This is a genomic window from Streptomyces sp. NPDC050161, assembly GCF_044460025.1.
Taxonomy (GTDB): Bacteria; Actinomycetota; Actinomycetes; order Streptomycetales; family Streptomycetaceae; genus Streptomyces.
The window spans coordinates 53,329-77,211 of sequence record NZ_JBITJM010000017.1 but is presented as its reverse complement, the minus strand read 5'-3'; the positions used below and the strand labels follow the sequence as shown (position 1 = coordinate 77,211).

The window sequence follows — 23,883 nt, the reverse complement described above, 5'->3', positions numbered from 1 at the left end:
TACCGGTTCATCGGGTCCGCTCTTCCGCCGGTGGTCACTGAGCGCCACGGCCGGTGGACCGGCTGGAGCGGAGTGCCGCCCTCACCGGCCGCCCGGTGGTGGCTGGAGGAGTTCTAGCGGGGGCGCGGAGCCGCGTCAATGCTTTGTCAGAACATTCTGACGGGAGCGGTGCGGCGGTGCGCCCACGGAAGCGCGGTCCTGTGTACGGGATCGACCCGGGGCGGCGCAAGGAACCCGGCTCGGACTCCGGCGTGTGAGGGCTGCGGCGCGTGAGGGTTCAGGGACGGACCAGCAGCTGGAATTCGAAGGCGTACCGGGAGGCGCGGTAGACGTGGGTACCGAACTCGACGGCCCGGCCGGTGTCGTCGAAGGTGGTGCGCTGCATCGTGAGGAGCGGGGCGCCCTCCGCCTCGCCGAGCCGCTCGCCCTCCTCAGCGGTGGCGGACTTGGCGCCGACGGCCTGCCGCGCGCTGTGCAGGGTGATGCCCGCCGACCGCATCAGGCGGTAGAGGCCGGTCTCCTCCAGAGCGGCGGTCTCCAGCCGCAGCAGTCCGGCCGGGAGGTGGTTGCACAGGTGGGCGACCGGCTCGCCGTGGGTGAGCCGCAGCCGTTCGACGAGCACGACCTCGGCGCCCTCGGCGACCCCGAGTGCGGCGGCGACCTCGGCGTCGGCGGGCGTGGTGGTGTGGCGCAGGACCCGGGTCGCGGGCTTCTGGCCTGCCGCCTCCAGGTCGTCGTAGAGGCTGCTCAGCTCCAGCGGGCGGCGGACCTGGCTGTGCACGACCTGGGTGCCGATGCCGCGCCTGCGCACCAGCAGCCCCTTGTCGACCAGCGACTGGATCGCCTGCCGCACAGTGGGCCGGGACAGGCCGAGCCGCCCGGCCAGCTCGATCTCGTTGCCGAGCAGGCTGCCGGGCGCGAGCCTGCCGTTCTCGATCGCGGACTCCAACTGCTGGGCGAGCTGGAAATACAGCGGGACGGGACTGCTCCGGTCCACGCTGAACTGAACGGGGCTCTCGGCTCCGATGGCTTCTGTATCGCGTTTCCCCACGGTCGCGAGCGTAACGGCAGGAAATGATGACGGGAAGTCCGGAGGTCACATTGTCCGGACATTGACCGGGGTCGTGTGGTGTACCGCACGGGACCAGCGGCTCCCGTGCGGTGCGCTCCCCCGGATCAGCCGTCCCTGTGCGCCGCGGCTACTTCATCCAGGCGTCCTCGTACTTCCGGTAGGTGCCGTCGTTCTTCGCCAGGTGCACCCACTGGTCGACGTACGCCTTGAACGCGTCGTCGCCGCGCGGCAGGGCGTAGGCCTTCTCGGAGAAGGAGAACGGCTTGTCGGGGTGGACGGCGCAGAGTCCGGGGTGCACCTTGGCCTGGTAGCGGGTCTCCGACGCGTCGGTCATCATCACGTCGGCACGGCCCGCGACGATCTCGTCGAAGATCGTGGTGTTGTCGGGGTGCACCGTGATCGTCGCCCGCTTGATGTGCGCGCGGGCGAACTCCTCGTTCGTGCCACCGGGGTTGACGACGACGGTCGTGCCGGGCCGGTCGATCTGCTGGAGGGTCCGGTACCTGTCCTTGTCCTCGCAGCGGACGATGGGGGTCTTGCCGTCCTCGCGGGTGGGTTCGCTGAAGTAGGCGGCGCGGGCCCGCGGCAGGGTGATCGAGACGCCGCCCATGCCGATGTCGCAGCGGCCCGCGGTCAGGTCGCCGACGAGCTTCGCCCACGTCGTGGCGACGTACCGGGGCTTGGCGTCCAGGCTTGCGGCGAGATCCCTGGCCATCTCGATGTCCACGCCCCGGTACTTCCCGGTCTTCGGGTCGAGGTAGGTGAACGGGCGGTAGTCGCCGGTCGTGCAGACCCGGAGCACGCCGCGGCGCGGGACGGCGTCCAGGAGGGTGCCGGGATGCGCCCGCTGCGCGGTGGCGGTGGCCGCCGCCGTTCCGGCTGCGGTGGGCGGGGCTCCAGGCGCCGGGGCGGGAGTTGCCGAGGAGGAGGGAGCGGCGGCCGTGACGGCGAGCAGCACGGCGAGGGCGGACAGCGTGACGGCGCGCTTCATGGTGATCGTGACTCCTGTACGCGGCGGGCGGTGGCGGCGGGACGGGAACGCGGCAGGCGCGTTCCGCGATCGGCTCGGTCGGCCGGTACGCCGCCGGCGGCCCGTGCGGCCCGGCGGACGACGGCGTGATCTTGCGATCGCAGCGCTCAGCGTGGCAGAGCCCACGGCCCGGGTGAAGGCCGTGACCGCCCTGTGGGACGGCCCCGTGCCATCCGGTGCGGACGGCCACCGGGCCGCGAACTCCCTCTCACTGACCGGCCCTGAACCCCCCCGCGCCCGTCCGCCCGTTCAGTCGTCGTATCCGCCGCCCGCCCGTTCAGTCGTCGTAGAGGTCCGCCGTGCCGATGGTCGTCCGGTGGTCGGGGGTCGTGTCGGCGAGCCGGATCAGGAGTTCGGCGGCGCGCTTGGCGACGGTGTCGCGGTCGCCGCCGGAGAGCGCCGAGCCCATGCCGACGGCCACGGCGCCCGCCGCGATCCACTCCGGCGCGCTCTCGACCGTCACCCCGCCGGTCGGCAGGAGCGGGGCCTGCGGCAGGGCGGCGCGGACGTCCTTGAGCCAGGAGGGGTCGTGCCCGGAGACGGGGAAGACCTTGAGGGCGTCCGCGCCGCACTCCAGCGCGCGGACCATCTCGGTCGGGGTCGCGACGCCGGCGAATACGGGGACGCCGTAGCGGTGTCCCGTACGGATGACCTCGGGGTCCAGGTTCGGCGAGACGAGGAAGCGGGCGCCGGCGTCGACGGCCATCCGGGCCGACACGGCGTCAAGGATCGTGCCCGCGCCGATGACCGCGTCATCCCCCAGCTCGCGGGTGAGGGTGGTGACGGCCTCCAGGGCGAAGGGGGTGGTCAGCGATATTTCCAGGCTGGTGATACCGGCCGACAGCAGGGTGTCGGCGGTGGCGCTCGCCTCGTCGTAGGACGTGCTGCGGACGATGGCGAAAACGCGCTGCGCCAGTGCGGCCCGGGTGATTTCCCAGCGATACACGGCAGTTCGCCGTCCTTCCTTGTCTCCGACGCTCCGCGCCGCCCGCCCCGCGACCGCGGCGTGACCGGCACGTGTCTGTGCGTGCCGCGACGGCCGACCACCAGATGGTCTCTTTGCCGCCGATGCCCGCCCCTTCCTCGTTTCGACCGAAACGCTACCGGCAGCCACTGACAATTCTCCCGCGGGGGTCGGCCCCACGTCCCCCGACCGGCGAGATCCGGGCGACACATCAGGGCCGTGGAGCCGTGGAACCGTACAGCCGGGACGCCGAAGTGGCGTGGAAGGGGAGGGACTTGAGGACGGAAAGGCGTGGAACCGAAGGTGCGTGGGAGGGACGGGTGACGCGGCGGGCGACGGATCGGCGCCGCGGCGGTTTCCTGGCAACAGGACGGCGGCCGGGGCGCCATGACTTCTGGCGCCCCGGCCGCCGGGCGAGCCGGGACCTGTCGGGCTCCGGCTCAGCAGCCGAAGTCGACGAGGTCGAACGACTTGTAGTGGTCGGAGGTGTAGTAGTCCTCCTTGTCCTTCTCGCCGGTCACGATGCGGCGCGCACCGCGGTCCGGCGAGCCGGGAGTGACGACGGTGTACTCGTGGTAGTAGCCGGAACCCTGCTTCGGAAGGATGCCCTCGCGGTTGGAGAAGACCGTGTTGTCCTGCGGGTACGGGTAGGGGCCGCCCTTGTTGATCAGGTCAAGGGTCTCGTGGGCCTCGTCGGGCAGCTTGGAGGTGCAGATCTTGCCGACGTCCTGCACCCCGGCCTGCGCGGCGTGCAGCGACGCGGCGGTGGCGGCGGGGCGGGCCGTGGCGGCCGACGGGGTGGCCGCGACCGCGGTCCCGCCGAGGAGAAGGGCCGATGCGAGGGCGCCCGCGGCGCCGATCCTGGTGATCCGTGGGGGGATTCTCATGCCGACAAGGATGACGCGCGTAGACATGGGCCTGTCAATCCCAAGGACCGGAAGTTTCCCGCGAGTTCACACGTGCGGCCGTAGGCGCCACGGGCGGCCGTCCCGCTCGTCCGGCGTCCCCGGCAGCCGCCACCGGCCCGTACTTCCGGAACACCGTCAGTCTTTGCCTCTCGGGCAAATCTTTTGCCTCTGGGGTTAAGGCTGGCTATACCGGATACATGACCGACCACCCGGAGGAGACCTCCGAAGCCGCCGCAGCGGAGCTGCCCACCGTCGCGCCACGCCTGCGTGACCTGCGGCGACGCAGCGGTCTTACGCTGGAGGCCGCCGCCCGGCGGGTCGGGCTCTCGCCCGCGCACCTGTCCCGGCTGGAGACCAACCGCCGCCAGCCCTCGCTCCCGATGCTGCTGGCACTGGCCCGTACGTACGGAACCACGGTATCCGACCTGCTCGGCGAGACCGCTCCCGAGCGGGATCCCATCGTGCGGGCCGGACGTACCGAGCCGTCCGAAGCCGGCGGCTGGACGTACTGGACGCTCGGCGGCGCCGGGCGGGCGATGCAGGCCCTGCGGCTGCACGTGCCGCAGCGCGCGCAGGGCGACCTGGTGCGGGTGCATCCGGGCGAGGAGTGGCTCTACGTCCTCGCCGGGCAGCTGCGCCTGACGCTCGGCGAAGCCGTCCACCTGCTCGGCCCGGGTGACGCGGCGCACTTTGACTCGCTGACCCCGCACCGTATCGCCGCGGCCTCGCAGGGCGGTGCGGATCTGCTGTTCGTGCACACCCTGCTCCAGAGCGGCGCAGCCGAGCTGTGCCTGGGCGACGCCGCGCCGCGCCGCGGCCTGTGACGCCGGTGACGCGGAGCGCCCGCGTGCCGCACCGTTTCGCAAGGGAAGGAACGTACGCCGTGCCCGACCACTCCACTCCCCCGCCCGCGCTCCCCGAACCCGGAGCCGGCGCCGCGCCGGACGCCGTTCCCGATCCCGCGGCGCCCGCCCGCGTCTACGTCGAGAACAAGCCACCGCGCGGGCTGTATGTGCGGGTCTTCATCTACGTCGTCGCCACGCATGTGCTGCTGGCGTTCATGAGCCTGTTGGTGATCATCGCCAAGACCCGCTGACCACGGGCAACTGCCCCCGTACGCCCGGACGACGGGCGTACGCCGGCCGCCGCTCTCCCCGGCGCGTCGCTCCTCGGCGTCCTAACCTGAGTCCATCGGTCCGAGAAGGCCGCTGCCCGGCGCACGGAGCCGGGCCGGCCCCGTCGGATACGGCACCGGGCACGGCGTCCCCGCGCGCCCGCCCCCGCACCGGAGGAGATCCGCCACCATGGTCCGACCCGCCGACGCAGCCCCCCGGCCGACCGCGGACGCCGTGCTCGACGCCGCGGTGCGCGCCCTCACCCCCGACACCGGCGCCAACCGGCTCGTCCCGCTGATCACCACGGGTGAGGCGCCGCGCTCGGTGTTCGCGACGTTCGCGCTGGAGCAGCACCAGGTCATCGCGTCCGACCGGCTCAGCTTCCGGCACCTGACACACCGCGCGGACGGCGATCCGCCCGTCGCCGCCTTCTTCGAACTGCTCGCGGACGGCGAGACGCTGGCGCTGGAACGGCTGGCCGCGCTGTCCGACGCCTGCGGGCTGACCTCGTCGGATCTCGACGGCTACCAGCCGCGGGCGGGCTGCCAGGCGTACCCGTCGTACGCGGCGCGGCTGGCGCTCGGGGCCGAGCCGGTCGACGTGGTGATCGCACTGACCGCCAACTTCGCCGCCTGGGGCCACTATTGCGCGGCGGTGGCCCGCTCGATGCGCACCCACTACGCCTTCCCCGACGCGGCCTGCGGCTTCTTCGACTTCTTCGCCAAACCGGCGCCGGAGCTGGACGAACGGGCCCTGGCCGCCGTGCAGCACGGCCTGGACACCGGCCAGGCACGGCCGGTGGCGGCGCAGCGGCAGGGCCGGCTGCTCCAGGCGTACGAGCTGATGTTCTGGAACTCGCTGACGGACCGGCCGGCGGACCCTACGGGCGGGTGAGAAGCGTCCCGGTGGGTTCGGCGAGGGTGCTGCCGTCGTTGATCTTCCGGCCGCGCAGCCAGGTGGACCGTACGACGCCGTACAGGGTCTTCCCCGCGTACGCGGTGATCTTGTTGCGGTGCTGGAGTGTGGCCGGGTCGACGGTGAAGGACGCGTCGGGGTCCAGGACGGCGAAGTCCGCGTCGCGGCCCGGTGCGATGGCTCCCTTGTGGTCGAGCCCGACCAGGGCGGCGGGGGCGGCGGCCATCCAGCGGACCACGTCGTCCAGGCAGTGGCCGCGGGCGCGGGCCGCCGTCCAGATGGCGGGCAGGCCCAGTTGGAGGGAGGAGATGCCGCCCCAGGCCGCGCCGAAGTCGGCGGTCTTGAGGTCGGCGGTGGAGGGCGAGTGGTCGGAGACGATGCAGTCGATGGTGCCGTCCGCCAGGCCCTGCCACAGGGCGTCCTGATTGGCCGACTCGCGGATCGGCGGGCAGCACTTGAACTCCGTAGCGCCGTCCGGGATCTCCTCGGCGGTCAGGGTCAGGAAGTGCGGGCAGGACTCGACGGTGACCCGGACACCCTCGGCCTTGGCGGCGGCTATCAGCGGCAGCGCGCCGCTGGACGACAGATGCAGGACGTGCACCCGGGCGTCGAGCCGCTGGGCGAGTGCGACGAGGCCGGCGATGGCGTCGTCCTCACAGGCCCGGGGGCGGGAGGCGAGGAAGTCGGCGTACTTGGGGCCGTGCGGCTGGGGGGCGGCGCCGAGGTGGTGCGGGTCCTCCGCGTGCACGATCAGCAGGCCGCCGAATCCGGCGATCTCACCGAGTGCTGCGGCCAGTTGCTCCTGGTCGAGCTCGGGGAACTCGTCCACGCCCGAGGGCGACAGGAAGCACTTGAAGCCGAAGACCCCGGCGTCGTGCAGCGGTCGCAGGTCGGCGACATTGCCGGGGACGGCGCCGCCCCAGAAGCCGACGTCGATGTGTGCCTTGCTGCGGGCCACCTCGCGCTTGGTGCCGAGGTGGCCGGCGGTGGTGGTGGGCGGCAGGCTGTTGAGCGGCATGTCCACCAGGGTGGTGATGCCGCCCGCGGCAGCCGCGCGGGTGGCGGTCCAGAAGCCTTCCCACTCGGTGCGGCCCGGGTCGTTGACGTGTACGTGGGTGTCCACCAGGCCGGGCAGCAGGACGTCGTCGCCGAAGTCATCGACCCGCGCTCCGGCCGGCACCGCCGCGTCGTGCGGCAGCACCTCCGCGATCCTCCCGTCCGCGACGGTGACGGACGCGGCGCGCGTCCCCTGCGGGGTGACGACGCGCGTGGAGCGCAGCACCAGCTCTACTTCGGACACCCGGTCCCCTCCTCGTTGTTCGGTGATCGTTGTTCGGTGATCCGTGTTCCGTGTTCGGTGTTCCGTGTTCCGTGTCGCCCGGCCGTCGGGGGGCTGCCCGGGGCGGGCGCCCCGGGCAGCAGAATTCAACAGTCTGTTGAACGGAGTCTTCACTCCGGGCCGCGGCCCGTCAAGACCCTTCGGCCGCCACCGGCTCACCGGCCGGCGCGGTCCGCCCCTCGGCACCGTCCTCGCCCCTGGCGGCCCGGCTGACCTGCGACGCGATGATGTCCTGCGGCAGCGGCCCGGCACCGCAAGTCACCCGGCCGCGGCGGGACACCAGCGCGTAGAGGGCGCCGGACACCCCCATGCCGAAGATCCAGGAGAACGGCGCGAGCGCGTCGAACGCCGGGACCAGCGCGAGCACGGCGGCCACCGCGGCGGCCGGCAGGAAGGCGATCACGGCCTTCGGGTTGTAGCCGCCGCGGTAGAAATACGCCCCGTCCCTGTCGGCGGAGAAGAGGGCGTCCACGTCGATACGTCCGCGCCTGATCAGGTGGTAGTCGACGAGCAGGATCGCCACCAGCGGCCCGAGGAAGGCCCCCAGCGCTCCCAGGAAGTACTGGATCACCAGCGCCGACGAGTACAGCTTCCAGGGCATGACGAGGATGGCGAGCACCGCCGTGATCAGGCCGCCGCGCTTGAAGTCCAGGTATTTCGGCGCGAGGTTGGCGAAGTCGTAGGCGGGCGAGACGAAGTTGGCGACGACGTTGATGCCGATCGTGGCGAGGATGAAGGCCAGCGAACCGATCACCGTCACCACCGGATTGTCGATCCGCTGGATGACCTTCACGGGGTCGTAGATCGCCTCGCCGAACACCGAGATGGTGCCGGCGGTGACCAGCACGGCGACGACCGCGAAGGCGGTGAAGTTGACCGGCAGCCCGATGAGGTTGCCGCGCCGGTAGGAGCGGTGGTCCGGCGTGAAACGGGCGAAGTCGGCGTAGTTGAGCACCAGCGTCAGGAACGTGGCGACCGTCAGGCTGGCCGCGATCAGGCTCTGCTGGACCTGCGAGGCACCGCTGAGACCGGTGAGGCTGCGGGTGAGCGAGATGTCGCCGCCCGACCGCACGACCAGGTAGACCGCGAGGGCGAGCACCACGAGCCAGACGACGGGACCGGTCGCGAAGTCCTGCACCTTGCGGATGAATTCCATGCCGCGGGTCAGCAGGACCGCCTGGAGCCCCCACATCACCAGGAACGCGACCCAGCCGAGGGTGGACAGACCGAGCACCGAGTTGTGGTGGTAGGCGTCGAGTCCCGGCGCGAGCTGGAGCGTCAGCAGGACCACGGCGGTCGAGGCGAGCCAGGTCTGGATGCCGTACCAGGCCACCGCCATGACCGCGCGCAGCAGTGCCGGAATGTTCGCGCCGCGGACGCCCCAACTGGCGCGGGCCAGCACCGGATACGGGACGCCGGTGCGGTGGCCCGCGTGGCCCATCCGGTTCATCAGCCAGTGGACGACCGAGATGCCGGCGAGCAGGGCGAGGAAGACCTCCCACGCGGGCAGACCGAGCACGAACAGGCTGGCGGCGAAGGCGTAGTTGCTGATCGCATGCGTGTCGGACATCCACAGCGCGAAGATGCTGTACGTGCCCCAGGTGCGCTCGGGGGCCGGCGCGAGGTCCTCGTTGTGGAGGCGCGGATCCGGCTGCGGGGGCTTCGAAGGGGTGGTCACGGGTCCTCCCAGGCAGGTGGGGTGGAGCTCGGACGTGATCGCGTACCAGTTGTCAGATGCCTGATGTCTTCGCCTTGCGTGGTGCTCCCCGGGAACAGGTGGGCGCTCAGCGGCCAGGAGCCGATGGCCTTGGGCCGGGGCGCGGCGAAGCTGCGGGACGCGCTGGTGGACAGGCCGAGCCCGACGGTCGCCTCGGCGAACTTCACCGCGGCGGCGACGCCGTCGACCACGGGGACACCCAGCTCCGCCGCGACCCTCTCCTGGAGCCCGGCCATCCCGCCGCACCCCAGGCAGATCACTTCGGCGCCCGCCTCGACCACCTCGCGGGCCACTTCGGTGATCACCTCGACGGTCCGCTCCGGGTTCCGCTCCAGTTCCAGGACGCCGAGCCCGCTGCCGCGTACGGCGGCGCAGCGCTGGAGCAGTCCCGCGGTCAGCAGCCGGTCCCTGATCTGCGGTACGGAGCGGTCGAGTGTGGTGACGATGCCGTAGGCGTGGCCCAGCATCATCGCCATCTGGGCGGCGCTCTCGGTGATGTCCAGGACCGGGACGTCCAGGAGTTCCTGCGCGCCCTCCCGGCCGGGTTCGCCGAAACCGGCCATGACCAGGGCGTCGAACGGGGTGTCCAGGGTGGCGAGCCGGTCCAGGACGGCAGCCGCGCTGAGGTATCCGTCGAAGTGGCCCTCGATCGACTCCGGTCCCCACAGGGGTTCGGTGGCGATGATCTCGGTGCCGGGGGCGGCGGCTGCGGTGGCGGTGGCGCGGATCGCGGCGGTCATGGAAGCCGTGGTGTTCGGGTTCATGACGAGAAGACGCATGACGCTCCAACGATTTGGAGGATTCCACGGAATGGACAGTAGGTTTCGCGGAGCAGAACGTAGCTACGGCCACTGGCCCGGTCAAGAGATCGCGGCTATCCAGCTCGCCGCCGGGGGCGAAGTCCGGACAAAGAGCCGCTGACCGGCGGGAACGAGTGTGCGATACACCGTGTGCCCACGGAACGGGACCGGTAGGCTGCTCCGCGGTCGGGCCCGGCGCCCGCCCGAGCCGAGACCGACCTGACCCGCCTCGAAAGGAACGCGACGTGCCGCCGTCCAGCGCCAGCACCCCCGCCGCCGATGCCAAGCCCGCGGGCGCGAGCGGCGGCGTCCAGTCCCTTGAGCGCGCCTTCGACCTGTTGGAGCGGATGGCCGACGCCGGCGGCGAGGTGGGGCTCAGCGAGCTCTCCGGCAGCAGCGGTCTCCCGCTGCCCACCATCCACCGTCTGATGCGCACCCTGGTGGCCTGCGGCTACGTCCGCCAGCAGCCCAACCGTCGGTACGCGCTCGGCCCGCGCCTGATCCGGCTCGGTGAGGGCGCATCCCGGCTGCTGGGCACCTGGGCCCGGCCGTTCCTCGCCCGCCTGGTCGAGGAGACCGGCGAGACCGCCAACATGGCGCTCCTCGACGGCGACGAGATCGTCTACGTCGCGCAGGTGCCGTCCCGGCACGCGGTGCGGATGTTCACCGAGGTCGGCCGGCGGGTGCTGCCGCACTCCACCGGCGTCGGCAAGGCCCTGCTGGCCAACCATCCGCCGGAGGAGGTCCGCGCGCTGCTGGGCCGTACCGGCATGCCGGCGGCGACCGAGAAGACGATCACGGACGCGGACACCTTCCTCGACGCACTCGCCGAGGTCCGCAGGCTCGGCTACGCGGTGGACGACAACGAGCAGGAGATCGGCGTGCGCTGCTTCGCGGTGCCGGTCCCCAACTCCCCCACCTCCGCGGCGATTTCCATCTCCGGTCCGACCGGCCGGGTGACCGAGGCGTCCACGGAGAAGGTCGTGCCGGTGCTCCAGGACGTCGCGGCCAAGCTGTCGGTGGCGCTGGCCAACCAGACGCCGGCGTAGGGGCCGTCGCCGAAGTCCCGCCGTCCGCGCGGAAGGCGGGACGCGCGGCGCCCTGTGACCGGCTCAGAAGCCCGTACTGCCGTCGATGCGCTCGCGTATGAGGTCGGCGTGCCCGCAGTGGCGGGCGTACTCGGCGATCATGTGGGTGTAGATCCACCGCAGGGTGACCTGCCCGCCCATGAACGGACTTGTGTCGTCGAGCGCGCGGGCCGCGCAGTTCTCCCGGGCACGGCCGATCTCGGCCTGCCATATGGGCAGCGCCGCCGCGTAGGTGGCCCCTTCGGCGAGGTCGAAGCCGCCGTCGGTGGCCTCCGGGTCGGCGTCGGGCGTGAAGATCGGCGGGGCGTCCTCCTGGGCCAGGACCCTGCGGAACCAGTTCCGTTCGACCTCCGCCATGTGCTGTACGAGGCCGAGCAGGGTGAGCGGCGAGGGCGCCACGGACGCCTGGCGGAGGCGGCTTTCGTCCAGCCCTTCACACTTCCGGGCGAGGGTGGCGCGGTAGAAGTCGAGCCAGCTCTCCAGGGAGGCCCGCTCGTCGGCGTCCAGGGAGGGCATGGCGCGTTCGGTAGTACTCATGTCCGTCATCGTGGCACGGGGGTCTGACAACGCGAGGGCGGCGGCACGGCCGGGGCGGGGCGGCCGGTGAGCGTGCCCGGGGTACGTCGCGCCCGGGTCACCTGCCGCGGGGCAGCCCGCCGAAGCGGTCGATGCCCTCGCGGACCTCGGTCAGGGCGGGTGACAGCGCGCTGACCGAGCCGACGGCTCCGGCGATCAGCAGCAACGAGCGGCGCAGCCTGGGGACTTCGGGCAGCCCGTCGCTCACCATCGCGTACAGGGCGGCGAGTTCCTCGTCGGCCACCGCGCGGTCCGGCAATTCGGCGGGGAGCACGGCCAGTTGGCGGCGGAGCCGGGACACGGCACCGCGCAGTTCCCGCACCCGTGGGTCGCCCTCGCCCCCGGCCGGTCGTACGCACCTCGGCCTCTGGTCCACAACGACGGCGTCCTCCCCAAGGGCGTCGACCCGCTTCGCAATGCGGGTCAGTTAACGCCACGGGCGGTCACCGCGCCATACGCAGAGCGAAATTCGCCGCCCGCGGGCCCTCTCGGGCGCCGGGCCGTACGTCAGGAATCCCGCCCGGATCCCCCGGCGGCGCGCCACTCCGGCACCGGCCCGGCGTGCCGCCGGCGGCCACTCCGCCTGCCCGCACCGGACATGACCATGCGCCAAGACATTCGTTCCCCTGGCCACCCTTTGGCGTGAGCATGGGCGGTCGGATGCGTGCGGCAGGGCGGTGTGGAGCATTCTCTCTTCCGGGAAATATCCGGCATATCACTGGATCGGAGAGTGGCATGGAATCCCCCAACGGCCCCGGCAACGGCCCTGATCACCACCCCGACAACGGCTCCGGCGGCGAGGGTCAGGGCCGGCGCGTCAGCGTCGTGCAACTCATCTGCCGCGCCTACGGCCTCTCGGACGTCTCGGAGATCACCGTGGAGCACATAAACCGCTACGTCACCGAGCGCCGCCTCATCGAGGAGCACACCCACCACATCCGCGGCCGGCTGCGACCACGGATTCCCCGGCCACGGGCGGCAGGTGACGCCGCCTGACCTCCCGTGGGCGCGCCCGGACGTGATGGGGTAAGCACTCCCCATGGGACAGACACCACGGCCGGACGGCGCGGCGCACACCACGGGGGACGGCCCGACTTGCGGGAGCGTGGCGGGGCTGCTGCTGGCCGCCGGTGGCGGCCGGCGGCTGGGCGGGCGGCCCAAGGCACTGCTGGAACACCGGGGGCGCCCCCTGGTGGAGCACGCGGCGCGGGCGCTGCGGGACGGCGGGTGCCGCCCGGTGCACATCGTGCTGGGCGCGGCTGCGGAGACCGTCCGCACACGCGCCGATCTGTCCGGGTACACGACGTGGGACAACCCGGACTGGGCGCAGGGCATGGGGTCTTCGCTGCGGGTGGGGCTGGCGGGGCTGGCGGGTTCGGGGGCGGACGCGGTGGTGGTGGCGCTGGTGGACCAGCCGGGTATCGGGGGCGCCGCGGTGGCGCGGGTGCTGGCCGCCTACGAGGGGGCCGGATCGCTGGTGGCGGCGGCGTACGGGGGCCGGCGGGGGCACCCGGTGCTGTTCGGCGCCGACCGGTGGGCGGACATCGCGGCGAGCGCGGAGGGCGACCGCGGCGCGCGGGCCTATCTGCGGCGGCATGCGTCCGCGCTCACCCTCGTCGAGTGCGGGGACATCGCCGACGCGTACGACATCGACACCCCGGAGGATCTGCGGCGGCTGTCCTGAGGGCGGGGCGGGACGGCGGGCGGCCGGGAGGCGGGTGCGGCGGTCATCGACAGTCACCGGAGTGGCACGCGGAGCCATTCGATCACCGTTTCTGTCGACCCGGAGAATCTCGACGTCAACAAACCATTGAAGTTCCGCGATAAGGAAACTACTCTCCACTGGTCAGAAGCGCCCTGAACCCAGACGGCGCCCGCGACCGCGTTCCGGAGCCTGCGGCACCCCGTGCCGTGCGGACTCACCGCCGGCCGTACGGCACCGCCGCCGAATGGAGTGACCGCCCATGTCCGCACCAGCGCCGTCCCCGCTGGCCATCGCCGAAGTCGACCCCGCTCACGTGCCCGCGCGGCAGGACGAGGTCCTCACCGGCGCCGCGCTCGCCTTCCTCGCCGAACTCCACCGGCGGTTCACACCGCGCCGCGACGAACTGCTCGCCCGCCGTGCCGAGCGCCGCGCCGAGATCGCCCGCACCAGCACCCTGGACTTCCTCCCGCAGACCGCGCAGATCCGCGCGGACGACAGCTGGCGGGTGGCCGCGTCGCCGGCCGCGCTCAACGACCGCCGCGTCGAGATCACCGGCCCGACCGACCGCAAGATGACCATCAACGCGCTCAACTCCGGCGCCAAGGTCTGGCTCGCCGACTTCGAGGACGCAACCGCTCCCACCTGGGAGAACGTCATCACCGGCCAGCTCAACCTGAGCGACGCCTACGAGCGCAGGATCGACTTCACCGACCCGCAGTCGGGCAAGTCGTACACGCTCAAGCCGGCCGATGAGCTGGCCACCGTCGTCGTGCGACCGCGCGGCTGGCACCTCGACGAGCGCCACCTCCAGGTCGAGGGCAAGCCGGTGCCCGGCGCGCTGGTCGACTTCGGCCTCTACTTCTTCCACAACGCGCAGCGGCTGCTCGACCTCGGCAAGGGCCCGTACTTCTACCTGCCCAAGACCGAGTCGCACCTGGAGGCCCGCCTCTGGAACGAGATCTTCGTCTTCGCCCAGGACTACGTCGGCATCCCCCAGGGCACCATCCGCGCCACGGTCCTCATCGAGACCATCACCGCCGCGTACGAGATGGAGGAGATCCTCTACGAGCTGCGCGACCACGCCTCGGGGCTGAACGCGGGACGCTGGGACTACCTCTTCTCCATCGTCAAGAACTTCCGTGACGGCGGCGCCAAGTTCGTCCTCCCGGACCGCAACGCGGTGACCATGACCGCGCCGTTCATGCGCGCCTACACCGAACTCCTGGTCCGCACCTGCCACAAGCGCGGCGCGCACGCCATCGGCGGCATGGCCGCCTTCATCCCCAACCGCCGTGACCCCGAGGCCAACGAGCAGGCCCTGGCCAAGGTCAAGAACGACAAGGACCGCGAGGCGGGCGACGGTTTCGACGGCTCCTGGGTCGCCCACCCCGACCTGGTCCCGATCGCCCGCGCCTCCTTCGACGCGGTGCTCGGCGACCGGCCGAACCAGAAGGAGCGGCTGCGCGAGGACGTCGACGTCCGGGCCGCCGACCTCATCGCCATCGACTCCCTGGAGGCGAAGCCGACCTACCAGGGCCTCGTCGACGCCGTGCAGGTCGGCACCCGCTACATCGAAGCCTGGCTGCGCGGCCTGGGCGCCGTCGCCATCTTCGGCCTCATGGAGGACGCGGCCACCGCCGAGATCTCCCGCTCGCAGATCTGGCAGTGGGTCGACGCCGGCGTCGTCTTCGACGACGAGGGCCACGAGGGCGAGAAGGCCACCGCGGACCTGGTCCGTACGATCGCCGCCGAGGCCCTGGCCGGCATCCGCGCCGAGGTCGGCGAGGACGCCTTCGCCGCCGGCACGTGGCAGCAGGCCCACGACCTGCTCCTCCAGGTCTCCCTCGACGCCGACTACGCCGACTTCCTGACGCTGCCCGGCTACGCGCTGCTGACCGGCTGAGCGATGCCGCCCGTCCCCGCTCCGCGTCCGGTGTTCCGGGCGCGGGGCGGGGGCGTCCAGGGCCCCCGCGCGGCCCGCCCGCGGGCGTGTTCCCACGCCCCGTCACCCGCCGCACCGGGCCCCGGCCCGCACCGTCAGGAGCCTTTCGTCCGGGCGGATCCATGAGAAGGTGACAGCTCGGGTTCCATTCCTGCTCACCCTTGTTGAGGCATGATGCGCGTCACCATTGCCGGAGTCTTCTTCTACATCCAGGCGAGCGAGGTGGAGCAGAAGATGAGCGCGGTCGAGCCGGATCCGATCGACGGCGAGTCCGTCCTCATCGGCACCACCGCCTACCCCGTCAAGCAGGTCGGCCGGATCGTCACCGGGCAGGACCCCCGGGACTTCAGCACCGGTGAAATCGTGCGGGCGCTGCGCCAGTTGGGCTTCACGTGCAAGCCGCGTCCGGCGTCCCCGGAGCCTGCTTCGTTCCTCTGACCACCGTTCGTCCGACGCGCCGGCCGCCCGGGAATCGGGTCCGTGGCCCGACCCCGGGGCCGCGCGTCGCTTTGCCCGTGCAGCAGGACGCGTCCGCCGCGGGCACCCCGGCCCCGCCGCTCCGGATCACCGGTGGCGGGGCGGCCCCGGCGCCTTCCGCCCGGCACCGCGGGAGCCATCGGCCCCCGGCCCGTGTGCCGCCGGGGCAGAAACGCTCCCCGGCCGACGTCCGCGACCTGCGGCAGCAGCTCCTGGGGCCGCGCCGCCCCCGCCACGCATCGCCGGTCGTGCGCCCGCGCACCTCGCATCCGCACGCCGCGCCGCTCGGGACCGCCTGGCGTCTTCTTCGCGATTTCCGCCGCAACTCCCCTTGTCCTGGCCGCTGTTCGCCTGAGCAAAGCGGGCCGTCGCGCGCCGTCGGACACCCTCCGAAGCCGGCTGCATCCCCGTACGGAACACCCATGCTTGACGGGTATACGTCACTCACCAAGTCTGGTAGGAAAGCTTCCTAACGATTGGGGAAACCCCCACAGCCCACTCCGGAACCGGAGGACCTCATGCGCTCCCGATCGATAAGCTCACGTGTGACCAGAATTGCCACCCGCGTCGTCCTCGGCGTCGCCCTGCTGACCGTCCCCGCAACCGCCATCGCCGCGACGGCCACCTCGGGCAGCCGCACCCCGGCCGCGCCCCACTCCACCACGCACTCCGCCCCCGCATCGCGCGCCGCGACCGGGCTCGACGACCCGGCCAAGAAGGAGATCGCGATGCAGCTGGTCTCCAGCGCGGAGAACTCCTCGCTGGACTGGAAGGACCAGTACCGCTACATCGAGGACATCGGCGACGGCCGCGGCTACACCGGCGGCATCATCGGCTTCTGCTCCGGCACCCACGACATGCTCGAACTCGTCGAGCTGTACACCAAGCGGAAGCCGGACAACATCCTCGCGAAGTACCTGCCCGCGCTGCGCAAGGTGGACGGCAGCGACTCGCACGAGGGGCTCGACCCGAACTACACCAAGGACTGGAAGAAGGCCGCGCAGGACAGCGCCTTCCAGAAGGCCCAGAACGACGAGCGCGACCGGGTCTACTTCAACCCCGCGGTCAAGCAGGGCAAGTCCGACGGGGTCGGCGTGCTCGGCCAGTTCGCGTACTACGACGCGATCGTGATGCACGGGGACGGCGACGAGGACACCAGCTTCTCCAGCATCCGCAAGCGCGCGCTGGACAAGGCCAAGCCGCCGTCGCAGGGAGGCGACGAGAAGAAGTACCTCAATGCCTTCCTCGACGCCCGGGTGTGGGCCATGGAGCAGGAGGAGGCACACAGCGACACCAGCCGGGTCGACACCGCCCAGCGGGTCTTCCTCAAGGACGGCAACCTCGACCTGCACACGCCGCTCGACTGGAAGGTCTACGGCGAGGACTTCCACATCGGCTGAGCAGGACCGGCCGACGGCCCGTGACGGGACGTCAACCGACGTTCCTCCACGGGCCGTTGTGTCCCGCCGCCGTCAGGGGAACGGGGTCGCCGCGGGGGTGCCGGCGTCGTCGGCGCGGCCCCGGTCGGGCTGCGGCGGGACGGTCGGGGCGGGCGGGGCGTCGGCCCCGTGCCCGTCGGCTGCCGGGGCGGCCTCCCGCCTGCCGAAGTGGTTGAAGGCGAGGTTGAGGACGATGGCGACCAGACAGCCGGTGCTGATGCCGGAGTCCAGGACGACCAGCAGGTCCTTGGGGAAGTTGCGGTAGAAGTCCGGCGCCGCGATCGGGATCAGGCCGATGCCGACGGCCGCGGCGACGATCAGCGCGTTCTCGCCCTTCTCCATCGCGGCGGATGCCAGCGTCTGCACGCCGCTGGCGGCCACCGAACCGAACAGGACGATGCCGGCGCCGCCCAGCACCGGCAGCGGCACCAGCGAGATCACCGAGGCGGCCACCGGGCACAGGCCGAGCACGATCAGGATCACGCCGCTGGTGGCGACCACGAACCTGCTGCGCACCTTGGTCATCGCGACCAGGCCGATGTTCTGCGCGAAGGCGCTGTTGGCGAAGCCGTTGAAGAGCGGGCTGAGCGCGGTACCGAGGGTGTCGGCGCGCAGCCCGCCGGCGATGGTCCGCTCGTCGGCCGGGCGGTCGACGATCTTGCCGAGGGCGAGCATGTCGGCCGTCGACTCGGTCATGCAGACCAGCATCACGATGCACATCGACACGATGGCCGCGAGGCTGAACTGCGGTGCGCCGAAGTGGAACGGCGTCGGGAAGCCGATCAGGCCGGCGTCGCCCAGCGCCGAGAAGTCGGTGATGCCGACGGGTATCGCGATCAGCGTGCCGGCGATCAGGCCGAGCAGGATGGCGATCTGCTGGAGGAAGCCCCGCAGTACACGGCGCAGCGCGAGCACGATGACGAGGGTCAGCGCGGCCATCCCGATGTTGGTCAACGACCCGTAGTCCGGGGCCCCTTCGGTGCCGCCCTGGGACCAGTTGAAGGCCACCGGGAGCAGGGAGACGCCGATCAGGGTGATGACGGTGCCGGTGACCACCGGCGGGAAGAACCGTACGAGCTTGGAGAAGTAGGGGGCCAGGGCGAAGCCCAGCACTCCGGCGACGATGACCGCGCCGAAGATGACCGGCAGCGCGTGCGCGGGGCTCTGGGACTTGGCGATCGCCACCATCGGGGTGACACCGGCGAACGAGACGCCGTTGACGAAGGGGAGCTTGGCGCCGACCTTCCAGAAGCCCAGCGTCTGGAGGAGGGTGGCGATGCCGGCGGTGAAGAGGGCGGCGCCCATCAGGAACGCGGTCTCGGTGGCGGTCAGCCCGCAGGCCGGTCCCACGATCATCGGCGGGGCGACCACCCCCGCGTAGCTCGCGGCCACGTGCTGGAGGCCGCTGGTGAACATTTTGAAGGGCGGGAGGGTGGCGTCGACCGGGTGCTTCCGGTCGCCCTCCGACTTCTGCCCGGGGGTTGCGGCCACTGCGGGCCTCCTGTCGATTTCTGCACCGCCGCGGGAGGGCGGCACGAGGCTGTCACGGAGGGCATGCGAGGTGGTGCGTGGTGCGAGAAGTCGCGCGGGTGGGCGCAGGGCGAACGGGCGCGGGTCAGCGGCGGGGTGCAGAGGCGGCGCTTGTGGCGCGTGACGTCAGTGGGGACCGGCCGGGACGGTGCCGGCGGCCGGCCCGGGGACGCGGGGTGAACTCCGCGCCCCCGGGGTCAGGCGCTTGCGGACCGCTCGGATCCACAAGCCCGGCCAGGAGCCGTCCCTCCCGGCCGAGTTCAGGGGCGCCGCGCGCGGGGGCGCGGCGCGGCAGGTCAGCTCTCGGCGGCGATGCGGGCCAGTCGCCGGGCCTCGGTGCGCGCGGTGCGGGCGACGGCGTCCTCGTCGACGCGGGTGAGGTGGCCGTCCTCGACGACCGGCCGGCCGCCCACCAGGGACAACGTGACCGGGGCAGCCGCGCCGAACACCAGCGCGGTGACCGGGTCGGCGATGGAGGAGTGGCCGATGCCGTCCAGCTTCCACAGCACCAGGTCGGCGAGCTTGCCGGTCTCCAGGGAGCCGATCTCGCCGGTGCGGCCCAGGACCTGCGCGCCGCCGTGGGTGCCGAGCCGCAGCGCCTTGCGGGCGCTCAGCGCGGCTTCCTTGTGGGTGCCGAGCCGGTTGACGAGCAGGGCGTTGCGCAGCTCGGTGTGGAGTTCACCTGACTCGTTGGACGCGGTGCCGTCCACGCCGAGGCCGACCGGGACACCGGCCGCCAGCATGTCGGGGACGCGGGCGATGCCTGCGGCGAGGCGGGCGTTCGACGAGGGGCAGTGGGCGACTCCCGTGCCGGTGCGGGCGAAGGCGGCGATGTCGGAGTCGTTCATGTGGACGCAGTGCGCCATCCACACGTCGTCGCCGAGCCAGCCGGTGGACGCGAAGTAGTCGGTCGGGCCCATGCCGAACAGCTCGTGGCAGAACTTCTCCTCCTCGACGGTCTCCGAGCCGTGGGTGTGCAGCCGCACGCCCTTGCGGCGGGCCAACTCGGCGCCCTGGCGCATGAGTTCGGTGGAGACGGAGAACGGCGAGCAGGGCGCGGCGGCGATGTGCACCATCGAGCCGAAGGAGGCGTCGTGGTGCTTGTCGATGGCCTCTTCGGTGGCGAGCAGGGCACCTTCGGTGGTCTCGACGGCGAAGTCGGGGGGCAGCCCGCCGTCCTTCTCGCTGCGGTCCATGGAGCCGCGGGCCAGGGTGATCCGGGCGCCGATGCCGGCGGCGGCGTCCAGTTCGGCGGCGACGAGGTCGCCGGAGCCCTGCGGGAAGACGTAGTGGTGGTCGGATGCGGTGGTGACGCCGCCCCTGACCATCATGCCGAGCGAGCCCTGGGTGGCGGCGGCCAGCATCGGCGCGTCGATGCGGGCCCAGGTCGGGTAGAGGGCGACCAGCCAGTCGAACAGGTTGTGGTCGGTGGCGAGGCCGCGGGTGATCCACTGGTAGAAGTGGTGGTGGGTGTTGACCAGGCCGGGGGTGACCAGGTGCCCCGTTCCGTCGACCCGGCGGACGACGTTCGCCAGGCCGTCGGGGGCGCGTCCGGCGCCCACCGACTCGATGACCGTCCCGGCGACGACGACGTGGCCGGTGGCGTACTCGGTGTCGTGGGGGTCGACCGTCGCGATGGCGCAGTTCTCGATGACGGTGCGCTCGACCGAGCTGTCAGGGGATGCCGATGCAGCCATGGTGCTTTCCTACTTTCCCTACTGGCGGTTCGGGCACGGCATGGCCCTAGGGGATTTGAGTGCCGGAGCCTGGCGATGCGGCTGACAGAACCGCTGCCCGTGGGGTGCTCCGGGTGCCGAGGTGATGGAAGAACAGGTTGAGGAGCACGGCGACCAGGGCGCCCGCGCTGATGCCCGAGCCGAGCACCGTCTGTGCCCAGGCGGGGAAGTCGGCGTAGAAGGTCGGTGCGGCGAGCGGGATGATGCCGGCGCCGAGCGACACCGCGACGAGGATGATGTTGGAGCTGTCGTCGAGGCCGGCCTCGGCGAGCGTGCGGATGCCGCTGACCGCGATCGAGCCGAAGAGGACGATCCCGGCGCCGCCGAGCACCGGCATCGGGACGAGCGAGACGACCGCGCCCAGTACGGGGAAGGCGCCCAGCACGATCAGGGCGGCGCCGGCCACCGCGACGACGTAGCGGCTGCGGACCCTGGTGAGCGAGACGACGCCGACGTTCTGGGCGAAGGCGCTGGTGGGGAAACCGCCGAAGACCGGTCCCAGCAGGGTGGCGATGCCGTCGGTGCGCAGTCCGCGGGTGAGGGTTTCGCTGGTGCAGCGGCGGTCGCAGATCTCGCCGAGTGCGAGCATCCCGGCCGCCGACTCGGTCATCAGGACCAGCATCACCAGGCACAGCGAGATGATCGCGGCGGGCTGGAACTCGGGCGGTCCCGAGGCGAAGGGGGTGGGGAGCGCGGCGAGCGGCGCCGAGCGCAGCCCGTCGAGTCCTGCCATGCCGAGGGGCGTCGCGGCGAGGGTGCCGATGACCAGGCCGAGCAGCAGGGCGATCTGCTTGACGAAGCCCCTCGCGAAGCGCTGGATGAGGAGGATGACGGCGAGGGTGAAGGCGGCCAGGGCGAGGTTCTTCATGTCGCCGAAGCCGGCGGCGCCCTTGTCGCCGCCCTGGGCCCAACTGACCGGCACCGGCATCAGGGTGACGCCGATGAGGGTGATGACCACGCCGGTGACCAGCGGCGGGAAGTAGCGCAGGAGCTTCCCGAAGAACGGTCCGACCGCGAGGCAGAAGAGGCCGGCGACCATCACCGCCCCGTAGATGGCGGGGAGTTGGTGGCCCTTGTGGGTGGTCTCGGCGATGGCGAGCATCGGGGTGATGCCGGCGGAGCTGGCGGCGTTGACGAACGGCAGCCGGTTGCCGACGGCCTTGCGGATGCCGAGCGTCTGGAGCAGGGTCGCGCAGCCCGCGATCAGCAGGCCGGCGGCGATGAGCCGGGTGCGGCCCGCGGCGTCCAGGCCGACGGCCTGTCCGATGATGAGCGGAGGGGTGACGACGCCGGTGTACATGGCAGCGATGTGCTGGAGGGCGGCGGGGATCAGCCGCTTGGGCGCCGGCTTTTCGTCCACCGGGTGCACCGGTGGAGCAGGGTCAACGTGCGGGTGCTGTGCCATGGGTCGGTCCCCTCAGGAATCGCGTCCCCCTCCCCGCTGCGGGGCGGGGAGGGGACGCGAGGCACGGCGCTGCGTCGGAGCCGATCAGAGGTTGGTCAGATCCAGCGGGATCCTGGCTTCGACACCGTCGCGCAGAACAGTGGCTTCGATCAGTCCGTACGGACGGTCCGCGGCGTAGTAGACGGCGCCGTCGGCGGCTTCGTTCTTGAGGCCGAACGGCTCCAGGTCCACCAGGAAGTGGTGCTTGTTCGGGAGCGAGAAGCGGATCTCGTCGACCTCGGCACGGTTGTTGATGATGCGTGACCCCATCTGGTACAGGGTCTGCTGGAGGGAGAGGCTGTAGGTCTCCGCGAACGCCTCCAGCATGTGCTTCTTGACCTGCGCGTACGAGCGTTCCCACGGGGGCATCCGCTGCTCGTCGTCGGTCCAGTTGAAGCGCCAGCGGCTGGAGACCTCGGTCGCCAGGATGCGGTCGTAGTCCTCCTTGAGGACCGTGTACTTGTCCTTGATGTAGCCCCAGAACTCCGAGTTGGTGGAGTTCATGACGACGAGGTCCTTCAGCCCCGAGATGACCTGCCAGCTCTCGCCGTCATAGGTGATCTCGGCGAGGCGGGTCTCCTGGCCCTTGCGGACGAAGGAGTGGCGTACGTCGTCGGCGCCTATGAAGCGGGAGTTGTTGTCGGATGTGGCGATCCGCTCCCAGGTGTACTCCTCGATGCGGATGCGGGCCCGCTTGATCGGCTCCTGGCTGGTGACGAAGTGCCGGGCCAGGTGGATGCCGAACTGCTCGGCCGACTCGATGCCGTGTTCCTTGGCGAAGGCGAACACGGTGTTCTTGGTGGTGTCGGTGGGCAGGCAGTTGGCGTTGGAGCCGGAGAGGTGTACCTCTTCCAGGTCGCCGGAGAGGGCGACGGAGACGTTGAGGTCCTTGATGTGGTGGGTGTCGCCGTCGCGGGTGATCTTGACGACGCGGTTCTCCGCTTTGCCGTACTGGTTCTGGCCGAGAAGTACCGGGCGGGCAGGGCGGGAATGGGCAGTCATGTCGGTGCTAGCTCCCTCGGTATACGGAGTAGCCGAACGGGTTGAGCAGCAGCGGTACGTGATAGTGCTCGCCCGGCTTGACGGCAAAGGTGATTGCCACCTCCGGGAAGAAAGCTCCGCTGTCCCTTACGCGGGGGGCGTCCTGCTGTTCCTCGGCTTGCTGGTCGGGGCGGTTCTGGTCCGGCGAGCGATGCTTTTCGGACAGGAAGTACTCCTCGACGGCGAAGTCGAGGCGTACGTGGGTGGTGCCGTCCGGCAGGGCCGGCAGGTCCTTGCAGCGCCCGTCCGCGTCGGTGGCGGACGCGCCGTGGGCGCTCCAGGCGGCGCCGCTCCCGGAGCGCACCGAGAGCGTGAGGGCGACGCCCTCTGCGGGGCGGCCCACGCTGGTGTCCAGGATGTGCGTGGACACCGACGTCGGTGCGGCCGTCTCGCTGCTCATGCTGCGTCTCCTTCTGCGGTGTCCGTCATGCGGGCCAGACGGATGCGGTTGATCTTTCCCAGCTCCCTGCGAACGATCTCCCGTTCCTGTTCCGGGGAGTTGTCGATGCGGTTACGGACGGCGTCCCGCATCTGCTCGCCGGTGCGTCCGGAGGCGCAGATCAGGAAGACGTGCCCGAACTTTTCCTGATAAGCCAGGTTCAGTTCGAGCATCTCCGCCTTGAGCGCGTCGGATGACGCGGCCATACCGCTCTGCTCCCGCGAGGACGTCGGGTCGCCGGGCTTCGGCCGGCCGATGGGCGGGTGCCCGGCCATCGCCTCCGCCAGATCCGCCGCGGTCAGCTCCGCCATGGCGGCGTCGCTCGCGGCGAACAGGGCTTCGGTGGTGGCGTAAGGACGCCGGGCGCGAAGGGCCCGCCCCCACGCCCGGCTGGCGCACACCTCGTGCAGTGCGGCCTCGGCGCCGCCGTCGTCGGCAGCGTTGAACCGGGCGAGGCCCGGGGTCGTACTCGAAGACACGGGAAGCCTCCGTGGCCTGGTGCTGGCTCTGCTTGGCTGGAAACAGCTAAGACCTCAGGCAACATCACGTCAACACTTTGTTGAAAACTCGGCAACAGAAAAGCCGCCGTCCGGAAGTTCCGGACGG

At 71.5% G+C, this 23,883-nt stretch carries 24 protein-coding genes; 9 read left to right on the top strand and 15 right to left on the bottom strand.

The window, feature by feature from the left end:
• Positions 1-277: 277 nt before the first annotated feature.
• From ACIBK8_RS25445 to ACIBK8_RS25430, 4 genes are all read right to left on the bottom strand, one after another.
• Positions 278-1,051 carry a GntR family transcriptional regulator gene (locus ACIBK8_RS25445; RefSeq protein ID WP_399044171.1) on the bottom strand — a complete coding sequence of 258 codons (774 nt, stop codon included), beginning with the start codon at positions 1,049-1,051 and terminating at the stop codon, positions 278-280.
• A gap of 148 nt (positions 1,052-1,199) precedes the next feature.
• Positions 1,200-2,063 carry a transporter substrate-binding domain-containing protein gene (locus ACIBK8_RS25440; protein WP_399044170.1) on the bottom strand — a complete coding sequence of 288 codons (864 nt, stop codon included), beginning with the start codon at positions 2,061-2,063 and terminating at the stop codon, positions 1,200-1,202.
• Positions 2,064-2,379: 316 nt separating this feature from the next.
• Positions 2,380-3,048, bottom strand: coding sequence for a bifunctional 4-hydroxy-2-oxoglutarate aldolase/2-dehydro-3-deoxy-phosphogluconate aldolase (locus tag ACIBK8_RS25435; protein WP_399044169.1), 669 nt, complete (start codon positions 3,046-3,048; stop codon positions 2,380-2,382).
• Positions 3,049-3,506: 458 nt separating this feature from the next.
• Positions 3,507-3,953: a ribonuclease domain-containing protein gene (locus ACIBK8_RS25430; RefSeq protein ID WP_399044168.1), complete on the bottom strand. Its 447-nt coding sequence runs from the start codon at positions 3,951-3,953 to the stop codon at positions 3,507-3,509.
• A 218-nt stretch (positions 3,954-4,171) separates the two neighbouring features.
• Here ACIBK8_RS25430 and ACIBK8_RS25425 point away from each other — a divergent pair, with 218 nt between their 5' ends.
• From ACIBK8_RS25425 to ACIBK8_RS25415, 3 genes are all read left to right on the top strand, one after another.
• Positions 4,172-4,798 carry a helix-turn-helix domain-containing protein gene (locus tag ACIBK8_RS25425; RefSeq protein ID WP_399044167.1) on the top strand — a complete coding sequence of 209 codons (627 nt, stop codon included), beginning with the start codon at positions 4,172-4,174 and terminating at the stop codon, positions 4,796-4,798.
• Positions 4,799-4,857: 59 nt separating this feature from the next.
• A complete protein-coding gene (locus ACIBK8_RS25420; protein ID WP_399044166.1) occupies positions 4,858-5,070 on the top strand; it encodes a DUF6126 family protein in 213 nt (70 codons plus the stop codon).
• 208 nt (positions 5,071-5,278) lie between these two features.
• Complete coding sequence (locus ACIBK8_RS25415; protein ID WP_399044165.1) at positions 5,279-5,983, top strand: transcriptional regulator; 705 nt, start codon at positions 5,279-5,281, stop codon at positions 5,981-5,983.
• Here the strand turns inward: ACIBK8_RS25415 and allB are convergent.
• The 3 genes from allB to ACIBK8_RS25400 form a co-directional block, all read right to left on the bottom strand.
• On the bottom strand, positions 5,970-7,304 hold the full coding sequence (gene allB / locus ACIBK8_RS25410) for an allantoinase AllB (RefSeq protein WP_399044164.1): 1,335 nt from the start codon (positions 7,302-7,304) through the stop codon (positions 5,970-5,972). The two genes, ACIBK8_RS25415 and allB, sit on opposite strands and share 14 nt — an antisense overlap.
• A 169-nt stretch (positions 7,305-7,473) precedes the next feature.
• The gene (locus tag ACIBK8_RS25405; RefSeq protein WP_399044163.1) at positions 7,474-9,021 is read right to left on the bottom strand and encodes an NCS1 family nucleobase:cation symporter-1; all 1,548 of its coding nucleotides are present in this window, start codon (positions 9,019-9,021) and stop codon (positions 7,474-7,476) included.
• Entirely contained in the window at positions 9,018-9,839 is an 822-nt protein-coding gene (locus ACIBK8_RS25400) for an aspartate/glutamate racemase family protein (protein ID WP_399044162.1), read from the bottom strand. The genes ACIBK8_RS25405 and ACIBK8_RS25400 overlap by 4 nt, the downstream gene beginning before the upstream one ends.
• A 266-nt stretch (positions 9,840-10,105) precedes the next feature.
• Between ACIBK8_RS25400 and ACIBK8_RS25395 the strand changes: the two genes are divergently transcribed.
• Complete coding sequence (locus ACIBK8_RS25395; protein ID WP_399044161.1) at positions 10,106-10,909, top strand: IclR family transcriptional regulator; 804 nt, start codon at positions 10,106-10,108, stop codon at positions 10,907-10,909.
• Positions 10,910-10,972: 63 nt separating this feature from the next.
• On the opposite strand, the gene ACIBK8_RS25390 is transcribed toward ACIBK8_RS25395, so the two are convergent.
• Together ACIBK8_RS25390 and ACIBK8_RS25385 are read right to left on the bottom strand one after the other, a co-directional pair.
• A complete protein-coding gene (locus ACIBK8_RS25390) occupies positions 10,973-11,485 on the bottom strand; it encodes a DinB family protein (RefSeq protein WP_399044160.1) in 513 nt (170 codons plus the stop codon).
• Between the two features lie 97 nt (positions 11,486-11,582).
• Positions 11,583-11,900 (bottom strand): DUF5955 family protein, encoded by a 318-nt coding sequence (locus ACIBK8_RS25385; RefSeq protein WP_399044159.1) that lies wholly within the window; start codon positions 11,898-11,900, stop codon positions 11,583-11,585.
• A 359-nt stretch (positions 11,901-12,259) separates the two neighbouring features.
• Here ACIBK8_RS25385 and ACIBK8_RS25380 point away from each other — a divergent pair, with 359 nt between their 5' ends.
• The 5 genes from ACIBK8_RS25380 (at position 12,260) to ACIBK8_RS25360 (ending at position 17,048) form a co-directional block, all read left to right on the top strand.
• Positions 12,260-12,520 carry a hypothetical protein gene (locus tag ACIBK8_RS25380; RefSeq protein ID WP_399044158.1) on the top strand — a complete coding sequence of 87 codons (261 nt, stop codon included), beginning with the start codon at positions 12,260-12,262 and terminating at the stop codon, positions 12,518-12,520.
• Between the two features lie 109 nt (positions 12,521-12,629).
• Positions 12,630-13,208 carry an NTP transferase domain-containing protein gene (locus ACIBK8_RS25375; protein ID WP_399044269.1) on the top strand — a complete coding sequence of 193 codons (579 nt, stop codon included), beginning with the start codon at positions 12,630-12,632 and terminating at the stop codon, positions 13,206-13,208.
• Between the two features lie 280 nt (positions 13,209-13,488).
• On the top strand, positions 13,489-15,132 hold the full coding sequence (aceB, locus tag ACIBK8_RS25370; protein WP_399044157.1) for a malate synthase A: 1,644 nt from the start codon (positions 13,489-13,491) through the stop codon (positions 15,130-15,132).
• 213 nt (positions 15,133-15,345) lie between these two features.
• The gene (locus ACIBK8_RS25365) at positions 15,346-15,609 is read left to right on the top strand and encodes an SCO5918 family protein (protein ID WP_399044156.1); all 264 of its coding nucleotides are present in this window, start codon (positions 15,346-15,348) and stop codon (positions 15,607-15,609) included.
• A gap of 557 nt (positions 15,610-16,166) precedes the next feature.
• Positions 16,167-17,048 (top strand): chitosanase, encoded by an 882-nt coding sequence (locus tag ACIBK8_RS25360; RefSeq protein ID WP_399044155.1) that lies wholly within the window; start codon positions 16,167-16,169, stop codon positions 17,046-17,048.
• A 72-nt stretch (positions 17,049-17,120) separates the two neighbouring features.
• Here ACIBK8_RS25360 and ACIBK8_RS25355 read toward each other — a convergent pair whose 3' ends face one another.
• From ACIBK8_RS25355 to uraD, 6 genes are all read right to left on the bottom strand, one after another.
• Positions 17,121-18,578 carry a nucleobase:cation symporter-2 family protein gene (locus tag ACIBK8_RS25355; protein ID WP_399044154.1) on the bottom strand — a complete coding sequence of 486 codons (1,458 nt, stop codon included), beginning with the start codon at positions 18,576-18,578 and terminating at the stop codon, positions 17,121-17,123.
• 335 nt (positions 18,579-18,913) lie between these two features.
• Entirely contained in the window at positions 18,914-20,314 is a 1,401-nt protein-coding gene (locus tag ACIBK8_RS25350; RefSeq protein ID WP_399044153.1) for an 8-oxoguanine deaminase, read from the bottom strand.
• Between the two features lie 46 nt (positions 20,315-20,360).
• The gene (locus ACIBK8_RS25345; RefSeq protein ID WP_399044152.1) at positions 20,361-21,758 is read right to left on the bottom strand and encodes a nucleobase:cation symporter-2 family protein; all 1,398 of its coding nucleotides are present in this window, start codon (positions 21,756-21,758) and stop codon (positions 20,361-20,363) included.
• A gap of 84 nt (positions 21,759-21,842) precedes the next feature.
• Complete coding sequence (gene pucL / locus ACIBK8_RS25340) at positions 21,843-22,799, bottom strand: factor-independent urate hydroxylase (protein ID WP_399044151.1); 957 nt, start codon at positions 22,797-22,799, stop codon at positions 21,843-21,845.
• 7 nt (positions 22,800-22,806) lie between these two features.
• Positions 22,807-23,238: a hydroxyisourate hydrolase gene (locus ACIBK8_RS25335; RefSeq protein ID WP_399044150.1), complete on the bottom strand. Its 432-nt coding sequence runs from the start codon at positions 23,236-23,238 to the stop codon at positions 22,807-22,809.
• Positions 23,235-23,756, bottom strand: coding sequence for a 2-oxo-4-hydroxy-4-carboxy-5-ureidoimidazoline decarboxylase (uraD, locus tag ACIBK8_RS25330; protein WP_399044149.1), 522 nt, complete (start codon positions 23,754-23,756; stop codon positions 23,235-23,237). Before uraD ends, ACIBK8_RS25335 begins: the two co-directional genes overlap by 4 nt.
• Positions 23,757-23,883: the final 127 nt, after the last annotated feature.

Bases quoted from the DNA above. Each gene is read 5' to 3' on its own strand.
- ACIBK8_RS25345 (WP_399044152.1), bottom strand. From the start codon at position 21,758: ATGGCACAGCACCCGCACGTTGACCCTGCTCCACCGGTGCACCCGGTG.
- ACIBK8_RS25380 (WP_399044158.1), top strand. From the start codon at position 12,260: ATGGAATCCCCCAACGGCCCCGGCAACGGCCCTGATCACCACCCCGAC.
- ACIBK8_RS25360 (WP_399044155.1), top strand. From the start codon at position 16,167: ATGCGCTCCCGATCGATAAGCTCACGTGTGACCAGAATTGCCACCCGC.
- aceB (WP_399044157.1), top strand. From the start codon at position 13,489: ATGTCCGCACCAGCGCCGTCCCCGCTGGCCATCGCCGAAGTCGACCCC.
- ACIBK8_RS25400 (WP_399044162.1), bottom strand. From the start codon at position 9,839: ATGCGTCTTCTCGTCATGAACCCGAACACCACGGCTTCCATGACCGCC.
- ACIBK8_RS25335 (WP_399044150.1), bottom strand. From the start codon at position 23,238: ATGAGCAGCGAGACGGCCGCACCGACGTCGGTGTCCACGCACATCCTG.
- ACIBK8_RS25415 (WP_399044165.1), top strand. From the start codon at position 5,279: ATGGTCCGACCCGCCGACGCAGCCCCCCGGCCGACCGCGGACGCCGTG.
- ACIBK8_RS25390 (WP_399044160.1), bottom strand. From the start codon at position 11,485: ATGAGTACTACCGAACGCGCCATGCCCTCCCTGGACGCCGACGAGCGG.
- pucL (WP_399044151.1), bottom strand. From the start codon at position 22,799: ATGACTGCCCATTCCCGCCCTGCCCGCCCGGTACTTCTCGGCCAGAAC.
- ACIBK8_RS25430 (WP_399044168.1), bottom strand. From the start codon at position 3,953: ATGAGAATCCCCCCACGGATCACCAGGATCGGCGCCGCGGGCGCCCTC.
- ACIBK8_RS25350 (WP_399044153.1), bottom strand. From the start codon at position 20,314: ATGGCTGCATCGGCATCCCCTGACAGCTCGGTCGAGCGCACCGTCATC.
- ACIBK8_RS25365 (WP_399044156.1), top strand. From the start codon at position 15,346: ATGCGCGTCACCATTGCCGGAGTCTTCTTCTACATCCAGGCGAGCGAG.
- ACIBK8_RS25440 (WP_399044170.1), bottom strand. From the start codon at position 2,063: ATGAAGCGCGCCGTCACGCTGTCCGCCCTCGCCGTGCTGCTCGCCGTC.
- ACIBK8_RS25425 (WP_399044167.1), top strand. From the start codon at position 4,172: ATGACCGACCACCCGGAGGAGACCTCCGAAGCCGCCGCAGCGGAGCTG.